Source organism: Saccharopolyspora sp. MMCC62 (assembly GCF_057736575.1).
The window spans coordinates 403,583-417,705 of sequence record NZ_JBYKCM010000002.1 but is presented as its reverse complement, the minus strand read 5'-3'; the positions used below and the strand labels follow the sequence as shown (position 1 = coordinate 417,705).

The following is a 14,123-nucleotide window of genomic DNA, read 5'->3' as shown; positions in this document are numbered from 1 at the left end:
CCCGTGGGTGCCGTCGTCCCGCTCGCGTTCCTGCTGATCGTCCTGATCCTGGCGGGCGGTGTCGCGGTGGCCGTGCTCGGCCGCAAGCGCTCCGTCCGGAACTACCAGCGGCTGCTGCGGTCCGGTGCGGGCTGGCGGCAGGTGCCCGCGGACGACCTGTGGCAGCGGGTGCGGGCGCTGCGCGAGTTCGCGAGCTCCCGCGGCCTGCAGGACCACTTCCACCTGGCCGGGCAGCACCGCGGCCTCCCCTTCGAGGCCGTGCAGCTGCGGCGGCCGCCGGGCGTCGGGCAGCGGGTGTTCACCTTCGGGGTGGCGGTGGCGCTGCCCCGGCCGGTGCCCGGTCCGGAACTGCGGCTGGCCCGGTCCGGCGTGTTCGGCGCGCTCGGCCAGGACCTGCGGGTCGAGCTGGGCGACGCGGAGTTCGACCGCGCCTACCTGCTGACCTCGACGGACGCCGACTTCGCCCGGCGCGCGCTGCCCGCGGCCGCGGCCCGCTCGCTGCTCGGTGACGAGCGCACCGCGGGCGTGGTGCTGGAGTTCGGGCCGGAGCACCTGGTGGCGTTCCGGCCCGGGGCGGCGACGCCGGAGTCGGTGCTGCCGATGCTGGACCTGCTGGTCGACCTGCACGGCGCCGTGCCGTGGGAGGAGTTGTCCGGGCGATGAACCAGGACGTGGACGCGCCCGGCCGCACCGGGGAACCGGTGGCCGGGGAGCGGTCGAGCGGAGATCCGGTGATCGGGGAGCCGGTGGCCGGAAAGCCGGTGGCCGCGGAGCCGGTCGCCGCAGAACCGACCGCCGCAGAACCGGGCCCGACCGAGTGGGGCCCCGAGGTCGGCGTCGGCCCCTGGCCCGGCCCCTGGCCGGACGACGACCGCTACGACCCGGAGCTGCTCGCGAACGGCGACCGCCGCAACGTCGTCGACCACTACCGCTACTGGCGCCGCGACGCCGTCGTCGCGGACCTCGACACCCGGCGGCACGACTTCCACGTCGCCATCGAGAACTTCCAGCACGACCACAACATCGGCACCGTGGTGCGCACCGCGAACGCGTTCGCCGCCCGGGCCGTGCACATCGTGGGCCGCCGCCGCTGGAACCGGCGCGGCGCCATGGTCACCGACCGGTACCAGCACGTGCACCACCACCCGGACCTGGTGTCGCTGCGCGAGTTCGCCGCCGAGCAGGGGCTCGCGATCGTCGCGGTGGACAACATCCCCGGCGCGACGCCCATCGAGCGGACCGCGCTGCCGGAGCGCTGCGTGCTGCTGTTCGGCCAGGAAGGCCCCGGTCTCGGCGCCGATTCGCGGGGCACCGCGGACCTGGTGGTGTCCATCGCCCAGTTCGGCTCCACCCGGTCCATCAACGCCGGGGTGGCCGCGGGGATCGCGATGCACGCGTGGATCGCGCAGCACGCGGACCCGTCCCGCGCCTGGTGAGGACGTGAAAAAGCCCGGCCGGGAGGCGGCCGGGCTTTCGGGTGGTCGGTGGGTCAGGCGGCGTCCTTGGCCTTCGCCCGGCGGCCGCGCACGTACTCGATGATGATCGGCACGATCGAGATGAAGACGATCAGGATCGCCATCGCCTCGAGGTTCTCCTTGATGATCGGGATGTTCCCGAGGAAGAAGCCCAGCACGGTCATGCCCGCGGCCCACAGCACCGCGCCCACGGCCGAGTAGGCGAAGAACTTCCGCTGGTCCATCTGCCCGACGCCTGCGACGGCGGTGATGAACGTGCGCACGATCGGCACGAAGCGCGCCAGGATGATCGCCCGCGCACCGTAGCGCTCGAAGAACTCGTGGGTCTTGTCCACGTGCTCGGCCTTGAACAGCTTGGAGTCGGGCTTGTTGAACAGGGTCGGCCCGACCTTGCGGCCGATCCAGTACCCGGTCACGTTGCCGATGAACGCGCACGCGGCCAGCAGCAGGCAGGTCAGCCAGAGCGGCGTGGAGATCGCCCCGGTCGCCACGAACAGGCCGGTCACGAACAGCAGCGAGTCACCGGGGAGGAAGAACCCGATCAGCAGGCCGCACTCCGCGAAGATGATCAGGCAGACGCCGATCAGCGCGAACGGGCCGAGCGAGCTGACGATGGTCTCCGGATCCAGCCAGGAGGGCAGCAGGGCGAGCGTGGACGTTCCGGCGGCGTTGAGCATCGCGGGGAGTTCGGTCGTCACGCTCGCCAACGGTACCGGTGCCCGCTGAGCGCGAACGGCCAGCCCGACCTCGGCCACCGGGCTCGGCGCAAGCCGCCACGCCGGGAGCCCGCCGGATCCGAACCCGCGTGCTCCGCGTCGAACGTCCCATTCGTCCGGTATCGCAGGTGGCGCGGGCGCGGGCCGCTCAGCCGAGGGTGAGCACGCCGACGACGCCGCCGGCCGCGATGCCCAGCAGCATCGCGAACAGCAGCACCTGGCCCACCGGCAGCCTGCGCCGCGCGGGGGCCGGCGGCGGCGCCATCGGCATCGGCGGCGGAGTCGGGGCGGCGTTCCCGGGCTGCCCGCCCACCGCCTGCGCGCGCAGCGCCGCGGACAACAGGCTTTCCGGGGTGTCCCGCGAGCTATCCATACCGGTCAGCCTAACCACCGCGAGGGGCGCGGCCGGACATCGCGGACGCGTGGCGAGGCGGGCACGGCGGGCGCGGTCAGTCCAGCCAGATCCCGGACTTCATGACGCGCCGGAGGCGGAGGTCGTCGTCCAGCAGCACCAAGTCGGCGGCGAGGCCGGGGCGCAGCGAGCCGACCCGGTCGGCGGCGCCGAGCAGCTCGGCGGGCCGGGTCGACGCGGCGTGCACGGCATCGGTCACCGGCAGCCCGGCGCCCTCGACGAGGTTGCGGAACGCGACGTCCATGGTGAGCGTGCTGCCCGCCAGCGATCCGTCCGCGAGCCGCGGCTCCCCGTCCACCACGGTGACCGGCAGCTTCCCCAGCTCGTAGGTGCCGTCCCCGGCCCCGGTGGCGCTGATCGCGTCGGTGATCAGCACGGTCCGCCCGGTGCCGGCGTGCCGCGCGGCGAACGCCACCACGGCGGGGTGCAGGTGCACGAGGTCGCAGATGAGCTCGACGGTGACGCGCTCGTCGTCGAGCAGGGTGCCGACCGGGCCGGGTTCGCGGTGGTGCAGCGGGCGCATCCCGTTGAACAGGTGGGTGGCGACGGTGGCGCCCGCGTCGACGGCGGGCAGCACCTGCTCGCGGACGGCGTCGGTGTGGCCGATGGCGGCGATGACGCCGTGCTCGGCGAGGGTGCGCACCGCGTCCACCGCGCCGTCGAGCTCGGGGGCGAGCGTGACCATCCGGATCGAGCCCCGTCCCGCGTCGAGCAGCGTCCGGACGGAGTGCTGGTCCGGTGCCCGCAGCAGCGCCGGGTCGTGGGCGCCGCACCGCGCCTCGGACAGGAAGGGGCCTTCGAGGTGGATGCCGTCGACCAGGCCGTCCACGACGAGGTCGTGCAGCGCGCTGACCTGGTCCGCCAGGTCGGGGACGGGTGCGGTGACGAGGCTGGCGAGCATGGTGGTGGTGCCGTGCGAGCGGTGCGCGGCGAGCGCTGCCCGCGCCTGCTCGGCGTCGCGGCCGGTGAAGGCGCCGCCGCCTCCGCCGTGGCAGTGGATGTCGACGAAGCCGGGCACCAGCCAGCCGTCGCCGAGGTCCGTGGCGCCCGCGGGGGCCGGGCCGGTGCCGAGTTCGGCGATGGTGCCACCGGACAGGCGGATCCAGCCGTCCTCCAGCACGCCTTCCGGGGTGACGATGCGGCTCGCGGTGAGGGTGCCTGCGCCGGTGTCGTGCGCGCTGCTCACGGGGGGTCCCCACTTTCGTTCGGCCCTCGTCCCGCGATCCGCGGGTGCGGGCGGCGCCGCGCGGCGGGCGGCGCTCGGGTGTGCGGTCGACGTCCGGCGTCCATCCTCCGGCACCGGCACTCCGGTGGTCTACACCATTCCGGTGTGGTCTTCATCCGGAGCGGCGCGGGGTCGCCCGGTCGCGGCGGCGTCCGGGTGAAAGGCCGGTGTGGATCGGGTGATCTCGATCAGCCGGAGGCGGGCTCCGCGCCGGTCGCGGTGGCGGTGCGGGAAGCGCGGCGCGGTGGTGTCCGCTGCTCGCGCTCCGCACCCGGCTCACCTGATCAGCGGTCGCACGACGGCGGGCGACCGCTGACGTGGGCGGACGGCGGTCAGTGCGAGCGCATGACCTTCTGCAGCGCTTCCAGGCCGCGGCTGGCGGTGGACTTCACGGTGCCCTTGGACACCCCGGTCGCCTCCGAGATCTCCGCCTCGGTGAGGTTGCCGTAGTAGCGCAGCACCAGCACCTCGCGCTGCCGCGGCGGCAGCTCGCCCAGCGCGGCCACCACCGCCTGGTGCTCGGCCGTGAGCATCGCCAGCGACTCCGCGGAGCGCGCGTCGGCCTGGTGCGGCGGCTGGTACTCGCGGGCCGTCTTCCGGCGGCGCAGCACCGAACGGCTGCCGTTGACCACCGCGGTGCGCAGGTAGCCGATCGCCGCCTTCGCGTCCCGCAGCCCGGACCAGTTGCGGTAGAGCCCGGTGAACGCCTCCTGCACCACGTCCTCCGCGGTCGCCGGTTCGTCGACCAGCAGGATCGCCAGCCGGACCATGCGCATCCGCTGCTGGCGGTAGAGGTCTTCGAGGGTGAGCGGCTGGTCGGTGGGAGTGGATGCGGTGTCGATGGCGCGGAGGTGGCCCAGCGTCTGCTCGACGCTGCGCTCGACCCCCGATGAGGAATCCCCGAACATGATCTGAAAGTACCGGCTCACCGGGCGGCTGTCCCTCGGCCGGGTAGCGTCCGCCCGAGGTTCGTGATCAGGGAGGTCCGAAATGGCGAAGTTCGTGGTCGAAATGGTCTACGGCGATGACGAGGAACGGCGGCTCGCGGTGCGTCCGGACCACCGGGTGTACGCGAAGTCGTTGGCCGAGCAGGGCGTGCTGCTCGCGGGCGGCCCGTACGCGGACGGCGCCGGAGCGCAGCTGGTGTACGAGGCCGAGGACGAGGCGGCGGTGCAGCGCCTGCTCGACGCCGACCCGTACCTCCGGGAGGGGGTGCTCGCGTCGACCGCGATCCGGGAGTGGCACGCGATCACCGGTTCCTGGGTTTCCTGATCCACTGGCCTGTTCAGGCGACCCCGCACCCCCGAAGGTGTGAGGATTCCGACAGGGGTGCAGATCCGCACCGATCCAGTGGTCTTCCCTATGACGCGAACGGGTAGCGCTGATCGACACGGGCCCGCGCGGACCCCGCGCGCCCTCGTAGGATTCGGCGCGGCTCCCCGCTGCCAAGAACGACTCCATCCCCCGAGGAGGACGACCGATGCCCATCGCGACCCCCGAGGTCTACACGGAGATGCTGGACCGGGCGAAGTCAGGTGAATTCGCCTACCCGGCCATCAACGTGACCTCGTCGGAGACGCTCAACGCGGCGCTGCGCGGCTTCGCCGAGGCCGAAAGCGACGGCATCATCCAGGTCTCGACCGGTGGCGCCGAGTTCGCCTCCGGCACGAAGGTCAAGGACATGGTCACCGGCGCCACCGCGCTCGCCGAGTACGCGCACGTCGTGGCCGCGAAGTACCCGGTGAACATCGCGCTGCACACCGACCACTGCCCGAAGGACAAGCTGGACGGCTACGTCCGCCCGCTGATCCAGATCAGCCAGGAGCGGGTGGACCGCGGCGAGAACCCGCTGTTCCAGTCGCACATGTGGGACGGGTCGGCCATCGAGCTGCACGAGAACCTGCAGATCGCCTCCGAGCTGCTGGACCTCGCCGCCAAGGCGAAGATCATCCTGGAGCTGGAGGTCGGCGTCGTCGGCGGCGAGGAGGACGGCGTCGCCAACGACATCAACGAGAAGCTCTACACCGCCGCGGGCGACTACGAGCACACCGTGGAGGCGCTCGGCGCCGGTGAGAAGGGCCGCTACCTGCTGGCCGCGACGTTCGGCAACGTGCACGGCGTCTACAAGCCGGGCAACGTGAAGCTCCGCCCGGAGATCCTCAAGCAGGGCCAGGAGGTCGCCTCCGAGAAGCTGGGCCTGCCCGCCGGTTCGAAGCCGTTCGACCTGGTCTTCCACGGCGGTTCCGGTTCGCTGCTGGAGGAGATCCACGAAGCGGTGTCCTACGGCGTGGTGAAGATGAACATCGACACCGACACCCAGTACGCGTTCACCCGGCCCATCGCCGACCACATGCTGAAGAACTACGACGGCGTGCTGAAGATCGACGGCGAGGTCGGGAACAAGAAGGTCTACGACCCGCGCAGCTACCTGAAGGCCGCCGAGCAGGCGATGGCCGCGCGCGTCGCGCACGGCTGCGAAACGCTCAAGTCCGCGGGCCGCATGCTGGCCGGCTGACCGCCGCACCGCTCGTCGAACGCCACCCCGGCCGCCGGGGTGGCGTTCGTGCGTCCGGTGACAAGATGGCGCCATGACGAACCTGCTGGAGCCACCGGAAACGCTGCTGCCCGAGAACGAGCCCGCGCAGGCCGCGCTGGACGCGGGCACCGACCCGGCCCTGGTGGCCGCCGAGCACCCCACCTTCAGCGCCGCGTGGGCGCAGCTCGGCGAGGCCGCGCTGGAGAACGGCGAGACGATCGCCGCGTACGCCTACGCCCGCACCGGCTACCACCGGGGCCTGGACGCGCTGCGCCGCTCCGGGTGGAAGGGCTTCGGCCCGGTGCCGTGGCGGCACCGCCCCAACCAGGGCGTGCTGCGCGCCGTCGCCGTGCTGGCCAAGGCCGCGGGCGCGATCGGCGAGACCGACGAGTTCGACCGCTGCCGCCAGCTCCTGCTCGACAGCGACCCGGCGTCGGTGGAGGCCACCGGAGTCGCGTGACGCCTGGGCGGGAACGGGCTGCGCGGGAGGAACCGGGGGTGCCGGTGCCTCCCGCTGCCCGTTCGCGCAAGGGCGCTGCCCCCGCCTGGGGGCTCGGAGCCCTTCCGGTCCCTGGCCCGCACCGGCGACGCTGGGCACTCGGGTTGCCGGGAGCAGGAGGCGTGCCGTGCGCGACGTGGAGGCGGTGCCGGCCGAGCCCGCGCGGCGGTCCGGGCGGTCCCCGGTGCGGCGCGTGCTCTCCGGCTCACCGGAGCAGCGACGACTGCTGGCCCTGCAACGCACGGTGGGCAACGCCGTGGTGGCGCGGGCGGCGGAGGAGGGCGTGGAGCTGTCCGAGCTCGGCGGCCCGGCCCCGGCGCCCGGGCGGGCGGGGCCATCGGCGCCGACGCACTCACTGGAGGTCGGCTTCCCGCCGCGACCGCTGCCGGAGCGGCAGAGCGGTTGGTCGCAGCTGTTCTGCTGCGGCACCGGACGACGGTCCCCCGACGCGGACGTCGCCGACGAGTGGAACACGGTGCTCGACGCGGCGGAGCAGGACAACCCGCGCTTCGCTGAGGACGAGGACATCCGCTTCGACGGCGGCACCCGAACGGTGCTGGTGCGCTACGACGCCCGGTTGCTCCCGCAGATCTACCCGAAGCTGGCGGACGTCCTCCGCGCCCGCGCGGCGACGCTGCACGCGGAGGAGCAGGGCGAGCAGGGGGAACGCTTGCCCGCCGACCGGGCGCGGGCGTTCGCCCGGTACGGCCAGGGCGTCGAGTCGACCCGCGGCTACTGGGAGGACGCGGACGAGCAGCGGGTGGCGCTGGGGCGCGGCGCCGCGGTCGAACGGGCCGGCACGGCGGCCGGGGCCGTGGAGCCGCCGGACCCGATGCGGGGGCGGCCGTCGGTCCCGTCGCTGGACCTGCTGCGCGAAGTCCTCCAGGAGGACGGCCGCGACGGCCTGCTGATCGGTGAACGGCACACCGACCCGAGCGCCTACCTGTTCCTCGCGAACAACCTGGAAGCGGCGAAGTCGTTCGGGCTCCGGACGATCTACCTCGAAATCCTCCGCGCCGGTGATGTCCAGCGGTTGGTGGACGAGTACTTCGCGGACGAGCAGGCCCGGATGCCGGACCCGCTCACCTCGTTCCTCGCCAGCTTGCGAAACCCCGGCCCGGAACGGCTCCTGCGGGCGGCGCGCCAGGTCGGTGGCGTCCGCATCCGCGGCATCGACTCCTTCAACGTGCAGCGCGGATTCGTGCTCGCGGCGGACCCCGAGGACGGGCGGCGCTGGACCCAGCACGAACGGGCCGGGCTGATGAACGCCTTCGCGGCCCGGGAGATCGAGCAGGACCAGGCCCGGCACCCCGGGGCGTACGCGGCGGTGGTGGGCGAATCGCACGCGCGCGACCACCGGTTCGGCGGTTCCCGGGAGGGTTTGGTGGGAATGGACTACCCGGCCACCCCGGAGCTGCCCGACCTCATCCCGGGGCTCACCCGCTACCTCGGGGTGCCCGCCATCCGGCTGAACGGCCCCGACGAAGCGATTTCCATCCACCCCGGCGGGTAGCGCCGAAGCGTCCACCGCGGAGCGATCGGGAGGACGTTCCGGCGCTGTTCCCGTCCACGATCGACGTGGCGGAGAATGGGCTCGTGCATCGGGTTCGGCAGGAGTTGAGTCGGCGGTTGCGGCGGTTGTTCCGGTCGGGGGTGCCGATCGTGCAGTGCGCCGTCGCCGCCGGGCTGGCGTGGGCGGTGGCGAAGAGCCTGGTGGGGCATCCGGCGCCGTTCTTCGCGCCGATCGCCGCGGTGGTGTCGCTGGGCGTGTCGCTGGGGCAGCGGCTGCGGCGGGCGCTGGAGCTCGTCGTCGGCGTGAGCATCGGCATCGGGGTCGGGGACATCCTGATCTCGGCGATCGGCACCGGTCCGTGGCAGATCGCGCTGGTGGTGGCGCTGGCGATGAGCACGGCGGTGCTCGCGGACAGCGGGGCGATCATCGTGCTGCAGGCCGCGTCCTCGTCGGTGCTGGTGGCGACGTTGCTGCCGCCTGCTTCGGCGGGTGGCCTGACCCGCATGATCGATGCCGCGGTCGGCGGGCTGATCGGGTTCGCGGTGGCGGCGCTGCTGCCCGCGAACCCGCTGGCGGTGGCGCACCGCAACGGCAGGCTGGTGCTGGGGGCGCTCACCGACGGGCTGCGCGGGGTGGCGTGGGCGGTGTCGCGGCGGGACACCGACCTGGCCTCGGACACGCTGGCGAAGGTGCGCAAGAGCCAGGAGCTGGTGGACGAGTTCCGCACCGCGCTGGACGCGGGCGGGGAGATCGCGAAGATCGCGCCGATCCGCTGGCGCCGCCGCGGCGACCTGAAGCGCTACGAGGCCGCGGCCACGCCGATCGACCGCGCGTTGCGGAACACCCGGGTGCTGGCGCGGCGCGCCATGTCGGCGCTGCGGGACGACGAGCCGGTGCCGCGCCCGCTGCCGGGCCTGCTGGAGGAGCTGGCCGGGTCGGTGGTGCTGCTGCGCGACGAGCTGGCGGGCGGCAACGAGCCCCTGCAGGCGCGGGAGGCGGCGCGCGCGGTGGCGCGGAAGTCCTCGGTGGAGCTGCTCGGCGAGGGCGACTTCTCGATGCAGGTGGTGGTGCTGCAGGTCCGCTCGATCGCGGTCGACCTGCTGCAGGCCACCGGCCTCACCCGGACCGAGGCGATCGCCGCCCTGCCGCCGCTGCACCCCCGCGCGAAGTGAGCGGTCCGCGCCGGAGGTGACCGGCCGCGCCGGGTGCGAGGGCCCGCGCGGAGCGGGACGGCCCGCCCGTCCGGCAGAACCGGGTGGGCGGGCCGTTCACCTGCGGTGTTCGGTGCTCAGCTCACGCCATCGTGTGGCGGACGATCGTCTGGTCGCGGCCGGGGCCGACGCCGATCGCGGAGATGCGGGCGCCCGCCAGCTCCTCCAGGCGCAGCACGTAGTTCTGCGCGTTCACCGGCAGGTCCTCGAAGCTGCGGGCCGCGCTGAGGTCCTCGGACCAGCCCGGCAGCTCCTCGTACACCGGCACCGCGTGGTGCACGCCGGTCTGCGTCATCGGCATCTCGGTGACCCGCTGCCCGTCCACGTCGTAGCCGACGCACACCGGGATCGTCTCCAGCCCGGACAGCACGTCCAGCTTGGTGAGGAAGTAGTCGGTGATGCCGTTGACCCGGGTCGCGTAGCGGGCGATGACCGCGTCGAACCAGCCGGTGCGCCGCGAGCGCCCGGTGGTGACGCCGAACTCGCCGCCCTGCTTGCGCAGGTTCTCGCCCGCCTCGTCGGTGAGCTCCGTCGGGAACGGGCCCGCGCCGACGCGGGTGGTGTAGGACTTCAGGATGCCGATCACGGCGTTGATCCGGGTCGGCCCGATGCCGGAGCCCGCGCACGCCCCGCCCGAGGTCGGGTTCGAGGAGGTCACGAACGGGTAGGTGCCGTGGTCCACGTCGAGCAGCGTGCCCTGCGAACCCTCCAGCAGCACCGTCTCGCCGCGCTCCAGCGCCTCGTTGACCAGCAGCTTCGTGTCGGCGATGCGGCCGGCGAAGCGCTCGGACTGCTCCAGCACGGTGTCCACGACCTCGTCGGCGTCGAGCGCGCGGCGGTTGTAGACCTTGACCAGCAGCTGGTTCTTGAACTCCAGCGCGGCCTCGACCTTCTGCCGCAGGATCTTCTCGTCCAGCAGGTCCTGCACGCGGACGCCGACGCGGGCCACCTTGTCCTGGTAGGCGGGGCCGATGCCGCGGCCGGTGGTGCCGATCTGCTTCTTGCCGAGGTAGCGCTCGGTGACGCGGTCGATCGCCACGTGGTACGGCATGATCATGTGCGCGTCGGCGGACAGCAGCAGGCGGGAGGTGTCGACGCCGCGCTCCTCCAGCCCCGCGAGCTCGTCGAGCAGCACGCCCGGGTCGACGACGACGCCGTTCCCGATCACGTTCGTCACGCCCGGCGTGAGGATGCCGGAGGGGATGAGGTGCAGCGCGAAGTCCTGCCCGTCGGGCAGCACCACGGTGTGACCCGCGTTGTTGCCGCCCTGGTAGCGCACGACCCACTGCGCCTGCTCACCGAGCAGGTCGGTCGCCTTGCCCTTGCCCTCGTCGCCCCACTGGGCTCCGATCAGCACGATCGCCGGCATGTGAAACTCCAACCTGGACTGTGGGTCCGCGCGAGCGACTCCCCGCTCCGACGCGACACTGATGCCGGTCGATCAGGGTAAACCAGGAGCGAAACGTGAGTACCACTGCACTGTGCTGCACAAACGGTGACCACCCCACGCGTCCGGGCGGTCACGTGGAGTGGCATCCGGTTCCGCCTGCTCCCGGGAAGGCCGAGGTCGATGCGCTGCTGCCCGACGGCCCCGGGCGAGTCGTCGTCCAGGGTACCGATGCGGACTTGGCGGCGGTGGTGCTGCGGCTGCTGCGCCGGAACCGCATCGCCGACCTCGCCGTCGGCTACGTGCCGGTGGCCGAGTCGCCCGCGACCCGGCTGTGGGGCATCCCGGTGGGCCCGGACGCCGAGCGGCTCGCGTTCGAGGGGGCGGCCCGGCCGTCGGCGCTGGTGCGCGACGACAACGGCGGGTTGCTGATCGCGAGCGGCCGGGTGGAGCCGATCACCGGCCAGGTGTACTGCGACGACCAGCGGGTGCTGCACGGCCCGGCGCGGAGCCTGGAGATCACCCCCGACCCGGCGGCGGAACCGCTGCCGGAACCGACCTCCGACCCGATGTCGGCGAACCTGGACCCGGCCGCGGACGGCCTGCGGGTCACCGCGGTGCACCGCGGCCTGCTGCGCACCCGCCGGGACACCACCCGCGGCCGCGCGGTGCAGGCCGGGTTCCGCGAGGCGACCGTGCTCCGCGACGGCGTGCCGCACCCGCGGCCGGTGACCAAGTGGGCCTGGTACCGCCACACCGAGGACCTGCTGCTCGTGCGGCCCTGACCGGAGACCGAAAACCCCTGCGCACACACGGTTTTCCCAGAACCGGCGCGGCGCCGGTGGCGGTTTCACGACAGGTCACCGCCTAGTCACTTCGGGGCATTGCCATGGCCACCTCGCTCGATGAAGGTCAGGATCGACATCGGCGAGATCAGCCCAGCGGAGGACCCCATGCCGACACGTTCGCTTCGCGCAGCCCTGACCGCTCTCCCCCTGGCCGGCGCCCTGTCGCTGGGCCTGGCCGTGCCCGCCGGTGCGGAACCGCCCGGCATCCCCGACGCGGCGACCGCGCAGACCCAGCTCGACGCGCTGCAGGTCGCCCCCGAAGGCTCCCTCGACGGCTACGACCGGGACCGGTTCCCGCACTGGATCGAAGGCCCCGACGGCTGCAACACCCGCGAGTCGGTGCTCAAGCGCGACGGGGAGGACGTCGAGGTCGGTTCGGACTGCTACCCGACCTCCGGCACCTGGAACAGCCCATACGACGGCGGGAGCTGGACCAAACCGTCCGATGTGGACATCGACCACGTGGTGCCGCTGGCCGCGGCCTGGCGCTCCGGGGCCTCCGAGTGGACCGACGAGCAGCGCGAGGCCTTCGCCAACGACCTCGAAGGCCCGCAGCTGATCGCCGTCACCGACAACGTGAACCAGTCCAAGAGCGACAAGACCCCGGACCAGTGGATGCCGCCGGAAGCCGGCTACCACTGCACCTACGCCTCGATGTGGATCGGCTCCAAGCACAAGTACGAGCTGACCGTCACCGAAGCCGAGAAGACCGCCTTGAAGGACGCGCTCGGCAGCTGCTGATCGTCGTCGACGCCGGACCCGCGCCCCGCTCACCTCCGTGGTGGGCGGGGCGTTGCGCTGCGGTGCCACCTGGTGGGACGCGGTCCGGCGGGCGTTGACCGGGAGATCGCGCCGGTGCGAACCTGCTGGGCATGACCGCGCGCACCGCACTGACCGGGCGCCTGCACGTCGACCTCCGGCGGCAGGCCAGCGCCCTCTGTCGCCTCCGCTGAGGGTCTTCTTCGCCCGTCTTTCAACTTCTGTTGCGCAGTGCTCGGGTAGCGGAACCTCAGCGGTTCCCTCGCTGCCCGCTTTCCCGGTGTGGCCGCGATTTCTCATGTACCGGTCCGTACACAGCGAAATCGCCGTCCTCGCGAGGGAACCGCTGAGAGCCCGCGGGTGGTCCGGCTGATCAGGTGGTCGGCGGCTCAGCGGCTCCGCCGCTGACGAGACACGGACACCACCCACCGGGCGGGTTGAAGGACGGGCGGTCACCAGTTCGTCCGGGACGCCCCGCGCGGCCCGGGTTCCGCTCTGCTCAGCGAAAGCGATGACACCGTGCACCGTCGGGAATTCCTCGCCGCCCTCGCCCTCACCACCACGACCGCCGGGCTGCTCGGCGCGTGCGGTCGCGGCCCCGATGCGGCCACCGCGCCCGTCCCGCCGCCGGTCGGCGACGACGAGCTGCGCCGGGTGCGGCTGCGCGTCGGGGACCAGAAGGGCAACTCGCAGTCCCTGCTGCGCTCCGCCGGGCTGGACCGGGCGCCTTACGCGATCGAGTGGGCCACGTTCACCTCCGGCCCGCCGCTGTTGGAGGCCGCGTCCGCCGGGGCCATCGACATCGGCGGCGTCGGCAACACGCCCCCGCTGTTCGCGGCCGCCGCGAAGCGCGAGGTGAAGGTCGTGTCCGCGTCGAAGGGCAACGTGACCAGCGACGCGCTGATCGTGCCCCGGGACTCCCCGCTGCGGCGGGTCGAGGACCTGCGCGGGAAGAAGATCGCGCTGGCCCGCGGCAGCTCGGCGCACGGGCAGGTGCTGCTGAGCCTGCGGAAGGTCGGGCTCACCCCGGACGACGTGCAGCTGGTGATCCTGCAGCCCGCCGACGCGCTCGGCGCGTTCAACGGCGGCGAGGTGGACGCCTGGGCGATCTGGGACCCGTACTTCGCGCAGGTGCAGCTGGAGACCGGCGCGAAGGTGCTCACCGACGGCACCGGCATCTCGAACGGCCTCGACTTCCAGGTGGCGAGCGACGAGGCGCTCGCGGACGCCGCCAAGAACACCGCGCTCGCCGACTACGTGGTCCGCGTCGCGCAGGCCCAGCTGTTCTCCGACTCGCACCGCGCGGAGCGCGCGCGGGCGTGGGCCGAGGACACCGGGCTGCCGATCGAGGTCACCCGCCGCGCCACCGACGCCGGCCCGAACCTGCCGATCCCGCTGGACGACGCGGTGGTCCGCTCCTCGCAGGAGCTCGCCGACGCGTTCGTGCAGGCCGGGGAGATCCCGCGGAGCTTCGACTTCGCCGAGTACGTCGACACCCGCTTCGCGCAGCGGCTCGCCGCCGTCCGCTGACCAGGAGGAGAC

At 73.0% G+C, this 14,123-nt stretch carries 16 protein-coding genes; 11 read left to right on the top strand and 5 right to left on the bottom strand.

The window, feature by feature from the left end:
* Positions 1 to 3: 3 nt before the first annotated feature.
* Together AC29IT_RS06155 and AC29IT_RS06150 are read left to right on the top strand one after the other, a co-directional pair.
* Positions 4 to 663 carry a hypothetical protein gene (locus tag AC29IT_RS06155; RefSeq protein WP_358437468.1) on the top strand — a complete coding sequence of 220 codons (660 nt, stop codon included), beginning with the start codon at positions 4 to 6 and terminating at the stop codon, positions 661 to 663.
* On the top strand, positions 660 to 1,436 hold the full coding sequence (locus AC29IT_RS06150) for a TrmH family RNA methyltransferase (protein WP_488218101.1): 777 nt from the start codon (positions 660 to 662) through the stop codon (positions 1,434 to 1,436). The genes AC29IT_RS06155 and AC29IT_RS06150 overlap by 4 nt, the downstream gene beginning before the upstream one ends.
* A 53-nt stretch (positions 1,437 to 1,489) precedes the next feature.
* Here AC29IT_RS06150 and AC29IT_RS06145 read toward each other — a convergent pair whose 3' ends face one another.
* The 4 genes from AC29IT_RS06145 to AC29IT_RS06130 form a co-directional block, all read right to left on the bottom strand.
* The gene (locus AC29IT_RS06145; protein ID WP_358437540.1) at positions 1,490 to 2,152 is read right to left on the bottom strand and encodes a VTT domain-containing protein; all 663 of its coding nucleotides are present in this window, start codon (positions 2,150 to 2,152) and stop codon (positions 1,490 to 1,492) included.
* 187 nt (positions 2,153 to 2,339) lie between these two features.
* A complete protein-coding gene (locus AC29IT_RS06140) occupies positions 2,340 to 2,564 on the bottom strand; it encodes a hypothetical protein (protein ID WP_488218100.1) in 225 nt (74 codons plus the stop codon).
* Positions 2,565 to 2,640: 76 nt separating this feature from the next.
* On the bottom strand, positions 2,641 to 3,789 hold the full coding sequence (gene nagA / locus AC29IT_RS06135) for an N-acetylglucosamine-6-phosphate deacetylase (protein WP_488218099.1): 1,149 nt from the start codon (positions 3,787 to 3,789) through the stop codon (positions 2,641 to 2,643).
* A 371-nt stretch (positions 3,790 to 4,160) separates the two neighbouring features.
* A complete protein-coding gene (locus tag AC29IT_RS06130) occupies positions 4,161 to 4,736 on the bottom strand; it encodes a SigE family RNA polymerase sigma factor (protein WP_358437543.1) in 576 nt (191 codons plus the stop codon).
* Positions 4,737 to 4,818: 82 nt separating this feature from the next.
* Here AC29IT_RS06130 and AC29IT_RS06125 point away from each other — a divergent pair, with 82 nt between their 5' ends.
* The 5 genes from AC29IT_RS06125 to AC29IT_RS06105 all read left to right on the top strand — a co-directional run bounded on the left by AC29IT_RS06125 (position 4,819) and on the right by AC29IT_RS06105 (position 9,548).
* On the top strand, positions 4,819 to 5,100 hold the full coding sequence (locus tag AC29IT_RS06125) for a YciI family protein (RefSeq protein ID WP_358437477.1): 282 nt from the start codon (positions 4,819 to 4,821) through the stop codon (positions 5,098 to 5,100).
* A 208-nt stretch (positions 5,101 to 5,308) separates the two neighbouring features.
* Positions 5,309 to 6,343 carry a class II fructose-bisphosphate aldolase gene (gene fbaA, locus AC29IT_RS06120; protein WP_358437480.1) on the top strand — a complete coding sequence of 345 codons (1,035 nt, stop codon included), beginning with the start codon at positions 5,309 to 5,311 and terminating at the stop codon, positions 6,341 to 6,343.
* Between the two features lie 73 nt (positions 6,344 to 6,416).
* Entirely contained in the window at positions 6,417 to 6,824 is a 408-nt protein-coding gene (locus tag AC29IT_RS06115) for a DUF3151 domain-containing protein (protein WP_358437483.1), read from the top strand.
* A gap of 166 nt (positions 6,825 to 6,990) precedes the next feature.
* Positions 6,991 to 8,376, top strand: coding sequence for a TraB/GumN family protein (locus tag AC29IT_RS06110; RefSeq protein WP_488218098.1), 1,386 nt, complete (start codon positions 6,991 to 6,993; stop codon positions 8,374 to 8,376).
* 83 nt (positions 8,377 to 8,459) lie between these two features.
* Entirely contained in the window at positions 8,460 to 9,548 is a 1,089-nt protein-coding gene (locus AC29IT_RS06105; protein ID WP_488218097.1) for an FUSC family protein, read from the top strand.
* 121 nt (positions 9,549 to 9,669) lie between these two features.
* Here the strand turns inward: AC29IT_RS06105 and AC29IT_RS06100 are convergent, their stop codons facing one another.
* Complete coding sequence (locus AC29IT_RS06100) at positions 9,670 to 10,956, bottom strand: adenylosuccinate synthase (RefSeq protein ID WP_358437492.1); 1,287 nt, start codon at positions 10,954 to 10,956, stop codon at positions 9,670 to 9,672.
* A 95-nt stretch (positions 10,957 to 11,051) separates the two neighbouring features.
* Between AC29IT_RS06100 and AC29IT_RS06095 the strand changes: the two genes are divergently transcribed.
* The 4 genes from AC29IT_RS06095 (at position 11,052) to AC29IT_RS06080 (ending at position 14,111) form a co-directional block, all read left to right on the top strand.
* The gene (locus AC29IT_RS06095) at positions 11,052 to 11,759 is read left to right on the top strand and encodes a hypothetical protein (RefSeq protein ID WP_488218096.1); all 708 of its coding nucleotides are present in this window, start codon (positions 11,052 to 11,054) and stop codon (positions 11,757 to 11,759) included.
* Between the two features lie 168 nt (positions 11,760 to 11,927).
* Positions 11,928 to 12,563 (top strand): HNH endonuclease family protein, encoded by a 636-nt coding sequence (locus AC29IT_RS06090; protein ID WP_488218095.1) that lies wholly within the window; start codon positions 11,928 to 11,930, stop codon positions 12,561 to 12,563.
* A gap of 131 nt (positions 12,564 to 12,694) precedes the next feature.
* Complete coding sequence (locus tag AC29IT_RS06085) at positions 12,695 to 12,775, top strand: putative leader peptide (RefSeq protein ID WP_358437547.1); 81 nt, start codon at positions 12,695 to 12,697, stop codon at positions 12,773 to 12,775.
* A 325-nt stretch (positions 12,776 to 13,100) separates the two neighbouring features.
* Complete coding sequence (locus AC29IT_RS06080; protein ID WP_358437499.1) at positions 13,101 to 14,111, top strand: ABC transporter substrate-binding protein; 1,011 nt, start codon at positions 13,101 to 13,103, stop codon at positions 14,109 to 14,111.
* Positions 14,112 to 14,123: the final 12 nt, after the last annotated feature.

What these genes read in the sequence shown, in the direction of transcription:
- AC29IT_RS06090 (WP_488218095.1), top strand. Translation starts at nt 11,928, where the DNA reads ATGCCGACACGTTCGCTTCGCGCAGCCCTGACCGCTCTCCCCCTGGCC.
- AC29IT_RS06125 (WP_358437477.1), top strand. Translation starts at nt 4,819, where the DNA reads ATGGCGAAGTTCGTGGTCGAAATGGTCTACGGCGATGACGAGGAACGG.
- AC29IT_RS06145 (WP_358437540.1), bottom strand. Translation starts at nt 2,152, where the DNA reads ATGCTCAACGCCGCCGGAACGTCCACGCTCGCCCTGCTGCCCTCCTGG.
- fbaA (WP_358437480.1), top strand. Translation starts at nt 5,309, where the DNA reads ATGCCCATCGCGACCCCCGAGGTCTACACGGAGATGCTGGACCGGGCG.
- AC29IT_RS06140 (WP_488218100.1), bottom strand. Translation starts at nt 2,564, where the DNA reads ATGGATAGCTCGCGGGACACCCCGGAAAGCCTGTTGTCCGCGGCGCTG.
- AC29IT_RS06150 (WP_488218101.1), top strand. Translation starts at nt 660, where the DNA reads ATGAACCAGGACGTGGACGCGCCCGGCCGCACCGGGGAACCGGTGGCC.
- AC29IT_RS06115 (WP_358437483.1), top strand. Translation starts at nt 6,417, where the DNA reads ATGACGAACCTGCTGGAGCCACCGGAAACGCTGCTGCCCGAGAACGAG.
- AC29IT_RS06130 (WP_358437543.1), bottom strand. Translation starts at nt 4,736, where the DNA reads ATGTTCGGGGATTCCTCATCGGGGGTCGAGCGCAGCGTCGAGCAGACG.
- AC29IT_RS06085 (WP_358437547.1), top strand. Translation starts at nt 12,695, where the DNA reads ATGACCGCGCGCACCGCACTGACCGGGCGCCTGCACGTCGACCTCCGG.
- AC29IT_RS06100 (WP_358437492.1), bottom strand. Translation starts at nt 10,956, where the DNA reads ATGCCGGCGATCGTGCTGATCGGAGCCCAGTGGGGCGACGAGGGCAAG.